Raw genomic sequence first — 15951 nt, 5'->3', positions numbered from 1 at the left:
AAAGTGTCCATTCCCGCATGTAAACGCTTCAAAGTGGCATGTAATCGGGCGAAATTCGCACGTAAACGCAGCGAACCCGCACGTAAACCGTACAACCCAGCAAGTAACAGTACAAAAAACCGCCACACACAACCCAACTCGATTCTCATACAGCTCTCCACCCTTTCAACAGTAAAAATGCACATAAATATCATACAAAAAAACCCCTGATTCATTCTTTTTTCAACAAGACCCACACACCAAACACCACTTTGGAATTTTAAAATTCGCCCGATCCCCTGAACTGTGGAATCGTGTCGGTTTTTTACAGTGAAAGACTTCAATTGTTACGATTAATCCCGAAAATATCGGGTAATACTGTGATAGAAACAGGCAGTCCCCCAGTCAGCCAAAAAGTATACATTAGTTGCATAAATCCTGAAAATGCGTCTATAATATAAGTGTATAGTCAAAGATAGTCAAAGTCAGAGGGGAGGGGAGCAGGATGAAAAATATCTCAGACATCATTGAAGCATATTTAAAGCAGGTCATTGCAGGTTCAGATGATACGTTCATCGAGATCAAGCGAACTGATATTGCTGAAAAGTTCCAGTGTGTCCCTTCCCAGATCAATTATGTGATCAATACCCGTTTCACGGTAGAAAAAGGTTTTGTAGTAGAAAGTAAACGGGGCGGCGGGGGATATATCCGGATCATTAAAGTCCAGACGGAGAATTACGTCGAGCTTATTGATCAGCTGCTGCTTCTGATTAATGACCGCATTTCACAGGGGAATGCGGAAAATGTTATATTACGGTTGCTTGATGAGCAGATCGTATCCGAACGTGAGGCCAGAATCATGCTGAGTGTGACAGAACGCTCTGTTCTGCAAGTGTTAGACCTTCCTGAACGTGATCAGTTACGAGCCGAATTATTAAAAGCGATGATTCGGACATTAAAATTTAGAACCAGATAGCGACATATCACATTTATTAATAGGGAGGGAAAAATAATGTACTGCCAGGAATGCCATGAGCGGCCTGCCACTTTACACTTTACGAAAATTGTAAACGGCAAGAAAACTGAATTCCATATTTGTGAGCATTGTGCAAAAGAAAAAGGAGAATTCCTTCCGGGGTCGAATACTTTCTCTATTCATCAGCTGCTCTCTGGTCTGCTTTATGGAGATCCTTCCATTTCGGGAGCGGCATCTGCAGGATTGTCTCAAAATTCGGTCCTGGCCTGCCCAAAATGCGGCATGACGTACCAACAGTTTGCCAAATCGGGCAGGTTTGGCTGCAGCCATTGCTATGAGGTTTTTGATTCTAAGCTGGATCCGGTACTAAAGAGGGTTCACGGCGGCAATACAAAACATGCCGGAAAAATTCCAAAGCGGATTGGCAGCGGACTTCAAGAGAGGCGTGAATTGGAAAAATTAAAGCAGGCGATGCAGCAGTATATTTTAAATGAGGAATTTGAAAAGGCGGCAGAGACCCGTGATCAAATTCGACTTTTAGAAAAGCAGAAGAACCGGGAAAAGGGGGAATAGAGCATGTCACTTGAACATTTTATAAGTGAAGCTATCAGTCCCTGGATGAAGAATGAAGGACCAGACTCTGACATTGTCCTTAGCAGCAGAATTCGGCTGGCGCGAAACCTCGAAAAGTTTAATTTTCCCGACTTGGCTTCCAAGGAAGAGTCCGAGGCTGTCATTCAGACATTGGAAGCAGCCTGCAGAGAGCAAGGGAGCGGGAATTTTGGAGAATTTGAAATTCTTCATCTCGATGAGCTAAAACCTCTGGCAAAAAGGGTATTGGTAGAGAAGCACTTGATCAGTCCCCATCTTGCAGAGCAGTCAAGATTCGGGGCGGTGATGCTCAATCATGATGAGTCAGTGAGCATCATGGTCAATGAAGAAGATCATCTCCGCATTCAATGTCTTTTTCCAGGCTTTCAGCTGAATGAGGCGTTGACTCTTGCTGGGGGACTGGATGATTGGATAGAGGAAAAGGTGGATTATGCCTTTGATGAGGAAAGGGGCTATCTGACCAGCTGCCCAACGAATGTCGGAACAGGGTTGCGTGCTTCCGTCATGATGCATCTCCCAGCTTTGGTGTTAACGAAACAAATGAACCGGATTATACCGGCCATCAACCAGCTGGGCCTTGTGGTGAGAGGAATATACGGGGAAGGAACTGAAGCTCAAGGAAATGTCTTTCAGATCTCCAACCAGATTACTCTCGGGAAATCAGAGGAAGATATTGTGGAGGATTTGCGGGGCGTGGTCCTTCAGCTCATTCAGCAAGAGAGAGTGGCAAGAAAAAACCTGCAGGACGGTTTAAAGATCCAGCTTGAGGATCGGATCTTCAGGTCGTATGGAGTGCTGGCGAACAGCCGGATCATCCAATCGAAGGAAGCGGCACAATGCCTTTCCGATGTGAGGCTGGGAATTGACCTTGAGATAATTATAGGGATTTCCCGATCCATATTAAATGAATTAATGATACTTACACAACCGGGCTTTTTACAGCATTATGCGAATGAGATGTTGAATCCTGATGAGCGTGATATCCTAAGGGCAACGCTAATAAGGGAAAGAATCAAACTTGAAGAAGCTTAAAATTTGAATGGGAGTGTGAATGATTATGATGTTTGGTCGATTTACAGAACGAGCTCAAAAGGTACTTGCGCTGGCACAGGAAGAAGCCATCCGTTTAGGCCATAATAATGTTGGAACCGAGCACATTCTGCTTGGCTTGATCCGGGAGGGCGAAGGAATTGCTGCCAAAGCGCTTCATGTTCTTGGCCTTGGACCTGAGAAGATCCAAAAAGAAGTAGAAACCTTAATTGGACGCGGCCAGGAATCCGTGCAAACCATCCATTACACTCCAAGAGCAAAAAAGGTAATCGAACTATCAATGGATGAAGCCCGTAAGCTTGGCCACTCCTACGTCGGTACTGAACACATCCTGCTTGGGCTGATCCGTGAAGGCGAGGGAGTAGCGGCCCGCGTGCTGAATAACCTCGGAGTGAGCTTAAACAAGGCCCGCCAACAGGTGCTTCAGCTTCTTGGAAGCAATGAAGCATCATCCAATCACCGCGGTTCCTCTACGAACGCTAATACGCCTACGCTCGACAGCCTGGCTAGAGATCTAACAGCGATTGCGAAGGATGGAAGCCTGGATCCGGTCATCGGCCGTTCCAAAGAGATTCAAAGGGTGATTGAGGTACTGAGCCGGAGAACGAAGAACAACCCCGTTCTTATCGGTGAGCCGGGGGTTGGTAAAACCGCAATCGCGGAAGGCCTCGCTCAACAGATTATCAATAATGAAGTGCCGGAAACTCTTCGTGATAAAAGGGTCATGACACTCGATATGGGAACGGTTGTTGCCGGCACCAAGTATCGCGGTGAATTTGAAGACCGTTTAAAGAAAGTCATGGATGAGATCCGCCAGGCAGGCAACATTATTCTCTTTATCGATGAGCTTCACACACTGATCGGTGCCGGCGGAGCAGAGGGTGCGATCGACGCATCAAACATACTTAAACCGGCCCTTGCCCGCGGTGAGCTTCAATGTATCGGAGCGACAACGCTGGATGAGTACCGTAAATATATTGAAAAAGATGCAGCGCTTGAGCGCCGTTTCCAGCCGATCACAGTTAATGAGCCAACTAAAGATGAAAGTACACAGATTTTGCAAGGTCTTCGCGACCGATATGAAGCGCATCACCGCGTCACGATTACCGATGATGCCATCGAAGCGGCTGTAACGCTGTCTGACCGTTACATCTCCGATCGTTTCCTCCCGGATAAAGCGATTGACCTCATAGATGAAGCGGCGTCGAAAGTAAGACTGCGTTCCTATACCGCACCGCCAAACTTAAAGGAGCTTGAACTTAAGCTTGAAGAAGTACGCAAGGAAAAGGATGCAGCTGTTCAAAGCCAAGAGTTTGAAAAAGCAGCTTCCCTAAGAGATACGGAACAGCGTCTGCGTGAGGAACTTGAGAAAACAAAGAATGTATGGAAAGAGAAACAAGGACAGGAGAATACAGAGGTTACTCCAGAGGATATCGCGCAAGTGGTCTCCAGCTGGACCGGTGTACCTGTCTCCAAACTGGCTGAAGAAGAAACCGAACGCCTCTTGAAGCTGGAAGAGATTCTTCATAACCGAGTGATCGGGCAAAACGAAGCGGTTCAGTCGATCTCAAAAGCGATCCGCAGAGCCCGTGCCGGCTTGAAGGATCCGAAGCGTCCAATCGGTTCGTTTATCTTCTTGGGGCCTACAGGTGTAGGTAAAACGGAGCTCGCCCGTGCAGTGGCAGAATCTCTGTTCGGTGATGAGGATGCAATCATCCGTATTGATATGTCCGAGTACATGGAGAAACATACGACATCAAGACTCGTAGGTTCACCTCCAGGCTATGTAGGACATGAAGAAGGCGGGCAGCTGACAGAGAAAGTTCGCCGTAAGCCTTATTCTGTTATCCTGCTTGATGAAATCGAAAAAGCGCATCCTGAAGTATTCAACATTCTGCTTCAGGTACTTGAAGACGGACGCCTGACAGATTCCAAAGGCCGTACGGTCGACTTCCGAAACACTGTCGTCATCATGACGTCCAATGTCGGAGCCAGCACCCTTAAGCGCAACAGTTCTTTAGGGTTTACGGTTCACACGGAAGATCAGCAGTACAACGATATGAAAACGAAAGTGATGGCCGAGCTGAAAAAGGCTTTCCGTCCTGAGTTCTTAAACCGTATAGATGAGATCATCGTCTTCCATGCTTTGGAGAAAACACATCTCAAACAGATCGTTACCTTATTGGCAGATTCTCTGATCAAACGTTTGAGAGACCAGGGCATCGAAATCGAGCTTACTGACGCGGCACTCGATAAGATTACGGATGAAGGCTATGATCCGGATTACGGAGCGCGTCCATTGCGCAGGGCCCTTCAGCGTAAGATTGAAGACCGTCTGTCAGAAGAATTGCTGAGAGGAAACATCAGCAAAGGCAATACCGTGAAAATCGATGTGGATAACAATGACTTTGTCGTTGAAACGGTCGGAGCCAGCTCGTAAATGATGGGATTTAGTCCAATCGTATAGAAATAAATACAAAAACCCGGGAGGCAGTCACGTCTTCCGGGTTTTTGTCGAATTGTTTTCTGTATTTTATCCAAATTCCAGATGCCCCCATTGGAAAGGGAACCCGCTTTTTTGATAAGATAAAGGCAGCGAATGAAAAAAGAAAGAATTGCCGGCTGAGAAAAAGCAGCCTGGAAATAGAGGAGAAAGAGATGGCCAAAAACAAATCTGTTTTTATGTGCCAGGAATGCGGATATGAATCACCGAAATGGATGGGGAAATGTCCCGGATGCAACCAATGGAATACCATGGTGGAAGAAGTCATCAAGCGTGACAGCCAAACGAGAGGCCTGACGGCTTCCTCGGCTTCAGGCACCCAGCAAAAACCTCAATCCATCGTTGACATAAAAAGTGAACAAGAGCCGCGCATCAACACTCATACGATTGAGCTTAACCGCGTCCTCGGGGGAGGGATCGTCCCTGGTTCATTGGTGCTCGTTGGGGGTGATCCTGGAATCGGGAAATCCACCCTGCTGCTGCAAACCTCGGCAAAACTCGCCCAGCACGGGCAAAAGGTTCTTTATATATCAGGTGAGGAATCGGTCAAACAGACGAAACTCCGGTCGGACCGCCTGAATATCTCAGCCGGAGATCTTTTTGTCCTGGCTGAAACGGACCTTGATTTGATTGAGAAAGCTGTTACGGAGATCAATCCTTCGGTGGTCATTATTGACTCCATACAGACGGTCTACCGTCCGGAAGTGACAAGCGCCCCAGGAAGTGTGTCACAGGTCAGGGAGTGTACGTCGCATTTTATGAGAATCGCCAAGACAAAAGGGATTGCCATTTTTATCGTTGGTCACGTGACGAAGGAGGGTGCGATCGCTGGTCCGAGAATGCTTGAGCATATGGTGGATGCGGTGCTCTACTTTGAAGGAGAACGGCATCACACGTACCGGATTCTGCGAGCGGTCAAAAACCGATTCGGTTCAACCAATGAAATCGGTGTGTTTGAGATGAAGGAGCTCGGGCTTTCCGAAGTTCTTAACCCTTCTGAAATTTTTCTTGAGGAACGTTCAAAAGGAGTGGCGGGATCAACGGTTGTTGCTTCATTAGAAGGAACGAGGCCCATGCTTGTAGAAATACAGGCATTAGTATCTCCCACAAGTTTTGGAAATCCGAGAAGGATGGCAACTGGCATCGATCACAATCGAGTCTCATTGCTCATGGCTGTACTAGAAAAAAGGGTAGGCCTCCTGCTACAGAATCAGGACGCTTATTTAAATGTCGCCGGTGGAGTGCGTCTGGATGAACCGGCCGTTGATCTGGCTGTTGCTGTAAGCATAGCGTCAAGCTTCCGGGATGCTCCGACCCGCCCTACGGATGTCATGATCGGGGAAGTGGGGCTGACTGGAGAAGTACGAAGGGTCTCAAGGATCGACCAACGGATCCATGAAGCGGCAAAGCTTGGATTTGAACGGGCGATTATCCCGGATAAGAACCTCGGGGGATGGACCATCCCTAAGGGAATCGAAGTGATTGGTGTGTCTACAGTTGAAGAGGCATTGCACTATACTTTGGGAGGATAAGGCATGGATCATATATTAAGAGAAGCGATCATCAGCAACATGCTCCAGCTCGTTGCACCAGGAACACCCCTCAGAGAGGGTATAGACAATGTACTCCGCGCCAATACCGGCGGCCTCATTGTTGTCGGCTATAACGATAAGGTTACACAGATTGTTGACGGAGGGTTTTCCATCAACTGTAAATATTCCCCGGCCTCGCTATATGAGCTTGCTAAGATGGATGGAGCCATTATACTGAGCGAAGATGCCTCTCGAATACTTTATGCGAATACACAATTGGTGCCTGACACGTCCATTCCATCTACTGAAACCGGGATCCGGCACAGGACCGCTGAGCGTGTGGCGCGGCAGACAGGAAATCTTGTCATATCGATTTCACAGCGCCGTAATGTTATCACTCTCTATCAAGGGGTGATCCGCTATTCACTGAAAGACATCGGCGTTATTTTGACAAAAGCGAACCAGGCGATTCAGACCCTGGAAAAATACAAGGTAGTGTTCGACCAGAGTGTTACGAACCTTGGTGCTCTTGAATTTGAAGAGCTCGTAACGTTCCAGGAGGTCTCTCAGGTCATCCACCGTATTGAAATGGTTCTAAGAATAAAGAACGAAATCATAAAATATGTTAATGAATTGGGTGTAGAGGGAAGATTAATAAGGATGCAGATGGAAGAACTTGTCGCCAACATAGAAGATGAGGCTGTTCTTTTAATTAAAGATTACGTAAAAGATAGAAAACATGACCCTGCACACATTCTCCGTCAGCTTAAAAAGCTTTCAAGTGACGAGCTGTTTGATGAAAATGTCATCGTAAAGCTGCTGGGGCACTCACCTACTTCCAATGTACAGGAAGAGACGGTCCATCCCCGCGGGTACCGTATCCTTTCCAAAATTCCAAGGCTCCCGGCGCTTATCGTGGAAAACTTAATCGGTACTTTCGACAGTCTTCCGAGCATTTTGCGGGCGTCCATCAAAGAGCTGGATGAGGTGGAAGGCATCGGGGAGATTCGCGCCAAGAAAATTAAAGAGGGTCTTAAACGTATTCAAGAGCAGCTTTTTGTAGACAGGCATATATAAATGGTTAATTTTTATAGATTTTATGAAAAGTGCACGTTTCAAAACAGACAATTTGTAAATAATGGTTAAGGGAGGTGAAGTGCATGCTTAAAAGATTTGTACAGCTGTTTTTTGTTGTTGTGGGAGGCATGCTTGGTTTTATCTATGTCCCTGACATTATCCGTATTCTCAATTTGGGTGATCTGCCGTCAGAATTGACCTCATCTTATGCGGGCGCCGTCTTAGGGGCACTTATATTCTTTTTATCTACATTTTGGGTGACTGATTATATCGTAGGTTTGATCCGCTGGGTTGAAGAAACTGTTGTGAAGGCTCCAGTCACTGATGTCCTTTTTGGAACGATGGGACTTATTTTCGGACTTATAGTTGCTTTTTTTGTACAACTTCCTCTTAATAACATCAATATTGTGGTATTCAGCTCCGTTTTACCCATATTCTTAACGTTATTATTAGGTTATCTGGGATTCCAGGTTGGTTTTAAAAAGCGGGATGAGCTGATTAATCTGTTCTCTATCAACCGCTCAGGAAAAGAACGGAAAAAGGATATGGAAGAAGAAAAGCTTAAAGGGAAATACAAGATTCTTGATACGAGCGTCATCATCGACGGCAGGATCGCTGATATCTGCCAGACCGGGTTCCTTGAAGGGCCGCTTATTATTCCTCGCTTTGTTCTGGAGGAGCTTCAGCATATTGCCGACTCTTCCGATGTATTGAAACGGAACCGCGGAAGACGTGGCCTTGATATTCTGAACCGCATTCAGAAGGAACTTTCCATCAAGGTGGAAATTTACGAAGGCGATTTTGAAGAAGTGAGCGAAGTGGACAGCAAATTAGTGAAGCTCGCCCAGCTTCTGTCCGGAATCGTTGTGACGAACGATTTTAACTTAAACAAAGTGTGCGAACTTCAAAATGTGTTAGTATTGAACATAAATGACCTGGCCAACGCGGTTAAACCAGTCGTACTGCCCGGGGAAGAATTGATCGTACAGGTGATTAAGGACGGCAAGGAGCATAACCAGGGAGTCGGCTATCTTGATGACGGAACAATGATCGTTGTGGAAGAGGGCCGAAACTATATCGGCAAGACCATAGATGTCCTTGTGACGAGTGTTCTGCAGACTTCTGCAGGACGGATGATTTTTGCGAAGCCGAAACTTCTGGAGAAGGCTTTATAATTAAAGAGCTTACAAGAGAGCCATTGTTTTCTCTGTACGCGGTATAGTGTGGTGGAGAAGGGTGTTGGAATATAGTGTAGTCATTCCTGCAGCAGGCCAGGGAAAAAGGATGAACGCAGGAAAGAACAAACAATGGATCGAACTGAACGGCAAACCGCTGATCGCTCATACACTTTCTGTATTTGAAGAGGATCCGTGGTGCCGGGAAATCATCCTGGCTGTGAATCGTCTGGAACAGGTTCAATTTCAGGAATTGGCTGAAAAAGGACGTTTTCAAAAGATTTCCCGGATTGTAGTAGGCGGGGCCGAACGGCAGCACAGTGTCTTTGAAGGCTTAAAAGCGGTACAGCAAACGGAACTGGCGCTGATTCATGATGGTGCTCGTCCCTTTGTTGAAAGAGAAAACATTCATGAACTTGTATCGAAGGCGAATGAAACAGGAGCGGCCATCCTGGCTGTCCCGTTAAAAGATACAGTGAAAAAAGCAACAGGCGGAACCGTGGATGAAACGGTAGACCGTGCGAGCTTGTGGGCTGTCCAGACCCCACAAGCTTTTCGTCTGCCTGTCGTACTGGACGCTCACCGGATGGCGGCCGAAGCCGGCTATCTTGGTACTGACGATGCCAGCCTCGTAGAACAGATGAACTACCCGGTATCGATCGTCGAGGGAGATTATTTAAACATCAAATTAACAACTGTGCATGACATACTATTCGCCAATGCCATATTGGCGCAAAGGGAGAGAGAAACATGATTCGAGTAGGACAAGGCTATGATGTGCACCAGCTCGTCGAAGGGCGCCCTCTGATAATCGGAGGCATCACCATCCCTTATGAAAAGGGGCTGCTCGGCCATTCTGACGCGGATGTTTTGCTGCACGCTGTTACGGACGCATTGCTCGGTGCAGCAGGTGAAGGCGATATCGGCAAGCATTTTCCGGACACGGACGAAGCGTTTAAAGATGCGGATTCAAAAAAACTGCTGCAGGAGTCCTGGAATTTTGTTAAGAATAAAGGTTATGTTCTAGGGAATGTCGATTGCACGATCATCGCCCAAAAGCCGAAGATGGCACCATACATTGAAGAGATGCGAAGTGTAATCGCCGGAATTTTCGGAGCTGAAACGGAACAGATTAATGTCAAAGCAACAACGACTGAGAAACTGGGTTTTACCGGCCGCAGTGAAGGGATTGCCGCAAACGCAGTCATCCTTATTACAAAAAAGTAGACAAAGTGTTACAATGGAAAAAGTAAAAAAATATCGAGGTGGAATTGAAAATGTCAAACGAAGTAAGGGTACGGTATGCACCTAGCCCAACAGGACATTTACATATAGGGAATGCAAGAACAGCATTGTTTAACTATTTGTTTGCCCGCCACAATAACGGCAAGCTCATCATCCGTATTGAGGATACCGACCAAAAACGTAACATCCAAGGCGGAGTGGAAAGCCAGCTGACGTATTTAAAATGGCTGGGCATCGATTGGGACGAAAGCATTGATGTTGGCGGTGAGTATGGCCCTTATACTCAGATGGAACGTTTGGACATCTACCAAAAACACTACGAGGACTTGTTAGACCGCGGCTTGGCTTATCCTTGCTACTGTACAGAGGAAGAGCTTGAAGCATCACGTGAGGAACAGGTCGCAAATAATGAAACTCCGCACTATTCAGGAAAATGCCGCCATTTGACGGAAGATGAGCGCAAGGCACTTGAAGCGGAAGGAAGAAAGCCGAGCATTCGTTTTGCTGTGCCGGCAGACCATACCTACGCGTTTGATGATATGGTAAAAGGACATGTTTCGTTTGATTCCAATGGGATCGGCGACTATGTTATCGTAAAAAAAGACGGGATTCCCACTTATAACTTTGCAGTAGCCATTGATGACCACTTAATGAAGATTTCTCATGTGCTGCGCGGGGATGATCATATCTCCAATACACCGAAACAGCTTATGGTCTATGAAGCATTTGGCTGGGAGCCGCCGGTGTTTGGCCATATGACGCTGATTTTTAATGAAAACCGCAAGAAACTGAGCAAACGTGATGAGTCCATCATCCAGTTTATTGAACAGTACGAACAGCTGGGATATATTCCTGAAGCATTGTTTAACTTTATTACTCTGCTTGGATGGTCACCGGTTGGAGAAGAGGAGATCTTCACGAAGGAAGAGTTCATTGAAATCTTTGATCCCACCAGACTTTCAAAAGCACCGGCTATTTTTGACAAACAGAAACTGCTTTGGGTAAACAACCAATACATGAAGAAGCAGGACCTTGAAACTGTAATGGAACTCACCCTTCCACATCTTATTGAGGCTGGAAGATTAAAAGAGGACATGTCCGCAGAAGACCGCTTATGGGCGGCTAAGCTTGTTGCGCTCTATCAGGAAAAATTGAGCTATGGCGCTGAGATCGTGGAACAGACGGATGTTTTCTTTAAGGATCAGATTGAATATGAAGAAGAGGCACTGGAAGTTTTGAAAGGCGAAACGGTTCCTGAAGTCATCGCTTCTTTTAAGGGACAAGTGGAAGCGATCACGGATTTTTCAGCAGAGGAAGTAAAAGCTGCGATAAAAGCGACACAAAAGGAAACAAAGCAAAAAGGGAAAAACTTGTTTATGCCGATTCGCGTATCGACAACGGGTCAGACACATGGCCCTGACCTTCCACAGGCCATCGCATTGTTCGGCAAGGAAGAAATCCTAAAACGCTTGGATACAACAGCATCTCGCTTATCTTAAATTTTTACCAGGCAAAATTAGTTAACATTTTGCCCGTAATGTAATATATTAAAAGAAATTAATTACAGCGACAGCAAGGATGAGGAGAGTAAGTTATCCATTTTCCTATCAGAGAGAATCGCCATGGGCTGAGAGCGGTTTAGGAAAAGGAAACTGAAATGCACCTCGGAGCCTTTTATCGAACCGATAGAGTAGATAAAAGCGGCACTCCACGTTACGGAGTTTAAGGAGAACAGCAACCATGCTGTTAAACAGAGTGGAACCGCGCAAAAAGCGTCTCTGTGCATACGCACAGGGGCGCTTTTTTTGATGGCCCGGGGCGTTATGGATAAGTTTACCGGCGAAATGGGGGATCACGGTAAATTGGAAGCTCCGCAGTCAACAGGACGATAAAGAACCTTCGTCTTAGGACGCATTAGCTTTTCTCGGTCCAGCTTCAGCAGGCAGGGCCTCGGCCGCTTCACTCTCCCACCTCAACACAAAAAGCGTGTTGCTGTGGGAGTATTTCACCATCTTTCGGCCCTAAAAGCCTGCTTCAGCTTTTCTAACTAAGGGGGGATTACAATGTGGAAACGCATCAAGGAGGATATACAGGTTGTCTTTGAGAACGATCCGGCAGCGCGAAGCAAGCTGGAAGTAGTACTTACCTATTCTGGCCTGCATGCCATATGGGCGCATCGGCTGGCACATAAGCTATTTAAACGAAATTTTTTGTTTTGGGCCCGTTTGGTTTCGCAGATCAGCCGTTTCTTTACTGGAATTGAGATTCATCCGGGTGCACAGATCGGACGCCGGTTTTTTATAGACCATGGGAGTGGTGTAGTGATAGGGGAGACCTGTATTATCGGCAATGATGTTACCTTGTATCAGGGAGTAACACTTGGTGGTACTGGTAAAGAAAAAGGGAAACGCCACCCGACCATTGAGGATCATGCGTTAATTGCAACAGGTGCAAAAGTATTGGGATCCATCACAATTGGGAAACATTCTAAGGTAGGAGCAGGATCTGTTGTTTTGCGGGATGTACCTCCGAATTCGACAGTTGTTGGTATTCCCGGGCGAATCGTTATCCAGGATGGAATTAAGGTTGGCAAAGAACTGGATCATTGTAACTTGCCTGATCCGGTGGCCGTTCAGTTCCGAGAGGTTCAAGAAGAGCTGGAACGACTGCAAACAGAGATTGAACGTTTACGAAAGGGAAGTGAAGTACGATGAGTTTAGTTATTTATAATACGTTGACGCGGCAAAAAGAAGTATTCAAACCCCTCGAGGAAGGGAAAGTAAAGATGTATGTATGCGGGCCTACCGTCTACAATTATATTCACATCGGGAATGCGCGTCCGGCCATCGTCTTTGATACCGTAAGACGTTATCTCGCGTATCGCGGCTATGATGTAAACTTTATCTCTAACTTTACGGATGTCGATGACAAGCTCATTAAGGCTGCAAAAGAACTCGGTACCGATGTGCCGACTGTTGCAGAGCGTTTTATTCATTCCTATCATGAGGATGTTTGCGCGTTAGGTGTGCAAAAAGCAGATCATCACCCGAGAGTGACAGAGACCATGCCGGAAATTATTGATTTTATCGGCAGGCTCATTGAAAAAGGGTATGCTTATGAAGCCCAAGGCGATGTTTATTTTAAGACAAGGGCGTTTGAGGGCTATGGCAAACTTTCTCATCAGTCGATCGATGACCTCCGATCCGGAGCACGCATCGAGGTGGGTGAGATCAAGAAGGATCCTCTGGATTTCGCTTTATGGAAAGCAGCAAAAGAAGGGGAAATCTATTGGGAAAGTCCATGGGGCAACGGACGTCCGGGATGGCATATCGAGTGCTCGGCCATGGCTAAAAAATACCTCGGCGATTCCATTGATATTCATGGCGGCGGCCAGGATCTTACCTTCCCGCATCACGAAAATGAGATCGCCCAGTCTGAAGCATTGAACGAGGCGCCGATGGCCAGGTATTGGATGCATAATGGCTATATTAATATCAACAACGAAAAGATGTCCAAGTCGCTGGGGAATTTCGTTCTTGTCCATGACATGATTAAAGAATATGACCCTCAGGTGATTCGCTTTTTCATGATGGCGGTGCATTACCGCAATCCGATCAATTTCAGTGATGAGCTGCTCCAGAGTGCACAGGCGAGCTTGAACCGCATTCGTACTGCTTATGATAACCTGAAACACAGACAGGGAATCAGTGCGGATCTTGCAGAGGACGCAGAGATTTGGGAAGCAAAAGTGAATCAATTCAAACAGAGCTTTACTTCTGAGATGGATGATGATTTTAATACGGCGAACGCCATTGCTGTTTTGTTCGATGCTGCAAGGGATGCGAATGTATACCTGCAGTCGGAAAACACATCGAAAAGTGTGCTGACGGCATTCATTACACTCTTTGAAGAACTTACTGGAGTGCTCGGTCTGACACTCACGGCAGAAAAGGAACTGCTGGATGAGGAGATCGAAGCATTGATCGAAGAACGAAACCAGGCAAGAAAAGAACGCAATTTTGCAAGAGCCGACGAAATCCGCGACCAGCTGAAGGATATGAACATCATCCTGGAAGATACGCCACAGGGCGTTCGCTGGAAGAGGCAATAAATGAGCAGACAGATTTCACGTTCGGATATTAAACAGCTAAACGGGATGACGCTTGCGTATATGGGAGATGCCGTACTCGAAACCTTTGTGCGGCATCATCTCATCCATACCGGCCAGGTGAAACCAAACCGGCTCCATACGCTGGCAACCAAGTATGTATCTGCCAAGGCCCAGGCAGCTGTGGTTCTTCGTTTGCTTGACGAGAGCTTTTTTGACGAAGAAGAAGTCGGTGTGATCATGCGGGGCAGAAACGCAAAGCAGGGCTCCGTACCAAAGAACACAGATGTACAAACCTACCGTTATGGGACAGGCTTTGAGGCAATTATTGGCTACCATTATCTGCTTGGAAACGAAGAGCGGTTACAGGCCATTTTTGAAAAAGTAGCATCTTTCGTCGAACAGGCGGGAGAGGGAGGAAAACGATGAGCGAAGAATTTATTATTGGCAGAAACCCTGTACTCGAAGTACTGCGTGCAGGGAGGGATATAAACAAAATATTTGTTGGTGAAGGCTCACAGAAAGGGCCCGTCAGCCAAGTGATCCACATGGCAAAGGAAAACAATGTGCTCGTGCAGTTTGTTCCGAAGCGAAAGCTGGATCTGCTGAGTGACGGAGGCAACCACCAAGGGGTGATCGCAGCAGTTGCCGCTTACGAATATGCAGAGATCGATGACTTATTTAAAAAAGCCGAGGAAAAAGGGGAAGAACCTTTTTTCATCCTGCTGGATGAGATTGAAGATCCTCACAACCTTGGATCCATCATGCGTACGGCTGATGCCGCGGGTGCCCATGGCATCATTATTCCTAAGAGGAGAGCGGTCGGGCTGACAGCGGCGGTAGCGAAGGCCTCCACAGGAGCGATCGAATATATTCCGGTCGTGCGTGTGACCAACATCGTACAAACAATGAAAGAGCTTAAGGAGCGCGGCCTTTGGTTTGTAGGTGCTGATATGAAAGGCAAAGAGGATTACCGGGAAGCCAAGCTTGATATGGCGATCGGCCTTGTCATCGGAAGTGAAGGCAAAGGCATGGGCAGACTGGTGAAAGATACGTGTGATTTTCTTGTACGCCTGCCGATGGAAGGAAAAGTTACTTCCCTCAATGCTTCAGTGGCAGCCGGCCTTTTATTATATGAAGTTTACCGCAAACGCCATCCGCTTTCATCCTGATGGAAACGATCTTAATCGTTGATGGCTATAATGTCATAGGCGCCTGGCCTGAACTCCGGTCATTAAAAGAAGCGGACTTTGCAAAAGCCCGGGATCTTCTGATAGAAAAAATGGCTGAGTATCAGGCTTTCACAGGCTGCCGGGTCATCATCGTATTCGATGCCCATATGGTCGCGGGAATTGAAAAGAAAGCAAAGAACTATAAAGTAGAAGTTATTTTCACGAAGGAAAATGAAACGGCGGATGAAAGGATCGAAAGGCTGGCTTCAGAGTACAAGAGCATAAACACGCGAATCTTTGTAGCTACCTCAGATTATACGGAACAATGGGTAGTTTTTGCCAAAGGCGCCCTAAGAAAGTCATCCCGTGAGCTCAAAGTCGAAATGGAAGATATTGAAAAAAGGATAGAGCGCAAAGTCAAGAAAGCAAGAGAACGCAACTTTTCAAGCATCTCCCTGTCTGAGGAAGTAGCCGAAATATTCGAAAAATGGAGAAGAGGCCAAAAATAAACAATCTTGACGC

Annotated in this window: 15 protein-coding genes and 1 other annotated feature; all 15 genes read left to right on the top strand. The window is 46.6% G+C overall.

Annotation, left to right across the window (positions count from 1 at the left end; genetic code table 11):
• Positions 1 to 484: 484 nt before the first annotated feature.
• The 15 genes from QYF49_RS25190 to QYF49_RS25120 all read left to right on the top strand — a co-directional run bounded on the left by QYF49_RS25190 (position 485) and on the right by QYF49_RS25120 (position 15938).
• Positions 485 to 955 carry a CtsR family transcriptional regulator gene (locus tag QYF49_RS25190; protein ID WP_290402306.1) on the top strand — a complete coding sequence of 157 codons (471 nt, stop codon included), beginning with the start codon at positions 485 to 487 and terminating at the stop codon, positions 953 to 955.
• Positions 956 to 991: 36 nt separating this feature from the next.
• Positions 992 to 1528, top strand: a complete 537-nt coding sequence (gene mcsA / locus QYF49_RS25185) for a protein-arginine kinase activator protein McsA (protein WP_290402305.1) — start codon at positions 992 to 994, stop codon at positions 1526 to 1528.
• A 3-nt stretch (positions 1529 to 1531) separates the two neighbouring features.
• Positions 1532 to 2599 (top strand): protein-arginine kinase McsB, encoded by a 1068-nt coding sequence (mcsB, locus tag QYF49_RS25180; protein ID WP_290402304.1) that lies wholly within the window; start codon positions 1532 to 1534, stop codon positions 2597 to 2599.
• A gap of 25 nt (positions 2600 to 2624) precedes the next feature.
• A complete protein-coding gene (clpC, locus tag QYF49_RS25175) occupies positions 2625 to 5057 on the top strand; it encodes an ATP-dependent protease ATP-binding subunit ClpC (RefSeq protein ID WP_290402303.1) in 2433 nt (810 codons plus the stop codon).
• Positions 5058 to 5275: 218 nt separating this feature from the next.
• Complete coding sequence (gene radA, locus QYF49_RS25170) at positions 5276 to 6652, top strand: DNA repair protein RadA (RefSeq protein ID WP_290402302.1); 1377 nt, start codon at positions 5276 to 5278, stop codon at positions 6650 to 6652.
• A gap of 3 nt (positions 6653 to 6655) precedes the next feature.
• Positions 6656 to 7729, top strand: coding sequence for a DNA integrity scanning diadenylate cyclase DisA (disA, locus tag QYF49_RS25165; protein WP_290402301.1), 1074 nt, complete (start codon positions 6656 to 6658; stop codon positions 7727 to 7729).
• An 83-nt stretch (positions 7730 to 7812) separates the two neighbouring features.
• Positions 7813 to 8904, top strand: a complete 1092-nt coding sequence (locus QYF49_RS25160; protein ID WP_290402300.1) for a PIN/TRAM domain-containing protein — start codon at positions 7813 to 7815, stop codon at positions 8902 to 8904.
• A 64-nt stretch (positions 8905 to 8968) separates the two neighbouring features.
• A complete protein-coding gene (gene ispD, locus QYF49_RS25155; RefSeq protein ID WP_290402299.1) occupies positions 8969 to 9658 on the top strand; it encodes a 2-C-methyl-D-erythritol 4-phosphate cytidylyltransferase in 690 nt (229 codons plus the stop codon).
• Positions 9655 to 10131, top strand: a complete 477-nt coding sequence (gene ispF / locus QYF49_RS25150) for a 2-C-methyl-D-erythritol 2,4-cyclodiphosphate synthase (RefSeq protein WP_290402298.1) — start codon at positions 9655 to 9657, stop codon at positions 10129 to 10131. Before ispD ends, ispF begins: the two co-directional genes overlap by 4 nt.
• Before the next feature lie 50 nt (positions 10132 to 10181).
• Positions 10182 to 11648 (top strand): glutamate--tRNA ligase, encoded by a 1467-nt coding sequence (gltX, locus tag QYF49_RS25145; protein ID WP_290402297.1) that lies wholly within the window; start codon positions 10182 to 10184, stop codon positions 11646 to 11648.
• A gap of 67 nt (positions 11649 to 11715) precedes the next feature.
• Positions 11716 to 11932 (top strand) — a binding site (T-box leader).
• A gap of 280 nt (positions 11933 to 12212) precedes the next feature.
• The gene (epsC, locus tag QYF49_RS25140; protein WP_290402296.1) at positions 12213 to 12863 is read left to right on the top strand and encodes a serine O-acetyltransferase EpsC; all 651 of its coding nucleotides are present in this window, start codon (positions 12213 to 12215) and stop codon (positions 12861 to 12863) included.
• Positions 12860 to 14260: a cysteine--tRNA ligase gene (gene cysS / locus QYF49_RS25135; RefSeq protein WP_290402295.1), complete on the top strand. Its 1401-nt coding sequence runs from the start codon at positions 12860 to 12862 to the stop codon at positions 14258 to 14260. The genes epsC and cysS overlap by 4 nt, the downstream gene beginning before the upstream one ends.
• Positions 14261 to 14686 carry a Mini-ribonuclease 3 gene (locus QYF49_RS25130; protein ID WP_290402294.1) on the top strand — a complete coding sequence of 142 codons (426 nt, stop codon included), beginning with the start codon at positions 14261 to 14263 and terminating at the stop codon, positions 14684 to 14686.
• Complete coding sequence (gene rlmB / locus QYF49_RS25125) at positions 14683 to 15429, top strand: 23S rRNA (guanosine(2251)-2'-O)-methyltransferase RlmB (protein ID WP_290402293.1); 747 nt, start codon at positions 14683 to 14685, stop codon at positions 15427 to 15429. Before QYF49_RS25130 ends, rlmB begins: the two co-directional genes overlap by 4 nt.
• Positions 15429 to 15938: an NYN domain-containing protein gene (locus QYF49_RS25120; protein WP_290402292.1), complete on the top strand. Its 510-nt coding sequence runs from the start codon at positions 15429 to 15431 to the stop codon at positions 15936 to 15938. The genes rlmB and QYF49_RS25120 overlap by 1 nt, the downstream gene beginning before the upstream one ends.
• Positions 15939 to 15951: the final 13 nt, after the last annotated feature.

Source organism: Fictibacillus terranigra, assembly GCF_030412265.1.
GTDB lineage: Bacteria > Bacillota > Bacilli > Bacillales > Fictibacillaceae > Fictibacillus_C > Fictibacillus_C terrinigri.
Note: the sequence above shows the minus strand (reverse complement) of the source record. Positions and strands in the feature narration are given on the sequence as shown.

What these genes read in the sequence shown, in the direction of transcription:
- QYF49_RS25130 (WP_290402294.1), top strand. Translation starts at nt 14,261, where the DNA reads ATGAGCAGACAGATTTCACGTTCGGATATTAAACAGCTAAACGGGATG.
- cysS (WP_290402295.1), top strand. Translation starts at nt 12,860, where the DNA reads ATGAGTTTAGTTATTTATAATACGTTGACGCGGCAAAAAGAAGTATTC.
- rlmB (WP_290402293.1), top strand. Translation starts at nt 14,683, where the DNA reads ATGAGCGAAGAATTTATTATTGGCAGAAACCCTGTACTCGAAGTACTG.
- QYF49_RS25160 (WP_290402300.1), top strand. Translation starts at nt 7,813, where the DNA reads ATGCTTAAAAGATTTGTACAGCTGTTTTTTGTTGTTGTGGGAGGCATG.
- clpC (WP_290402303.1), top strand. Translation starts at nt 2,625, where the DNA reads ATGATGTTTGGTCGATTTACAGAACGAGCTCAAAAGGTACTTGCGCTG.
- gltX (WP_290402297.1), top strand. Translation starts at nt 10,182, where the DNA reads ATGTCAAACGAAGTAAGGGTACGGTATGCACCTAGCCCAACAGGACAT.
- epsC (WP_290402296.1), top strand. Translation starts at nt 12,213, where the DNA reads ATGTGGAAACGCATCAAGGAGGATATACAGGTTGTCTTTGAGAACGAT.
- QYF49_RS25120 (WP_290402292.1), top strand. Translation starts at nt 15,429, where the DNA reads ATGGAAACGATCTTAATCGTTGATGGCTATAATGTCATAGGCGCCTGG.
- ispF (WP_290402298.1), top strand. Translation starts at nt 9,655, where the DNA reads ATGATTCGAGTAGGACAAGGCTATGATGTGCACCAGCTCGTCGAAGGG.
- QYF49_RS25190 (WP_290402306.1), top strand. Translation starts at nt 485, where the DNA reads ATGAAAAATATCTCAGACATCATTGAAGCATATTTAAAGCAGGTCATT.
- radA (WP_290402302.1), top strand. Translation starts at nt 5,276, where the DNA reads ATGGCCAAAAACAAATCTGTTTTTATGTGCCAGGAATGCGGATATGAA.
- mcsB (WP_290402304.1), top strand. Translation starts at nt 1,532, where the DNA reads ATGTCACTTGAACATTTTATAAGTGAAGCTATCAGTCCCTGGATGAAG.
- disA (WP_290402301.1), top strand. Translation starts at nt 6,656, where the DNA reads ATGGATCATATATTAAGAGAAGCGATCATCAGCAACATGCTCCAGCTC.
- mcsA (WP_290402305.1), top strand. Translation starts at nt 992, where the DNA reads ATGTACTGCCAGGAATGCCATGAGCGGCCTGCCACTTTACACTTTACG.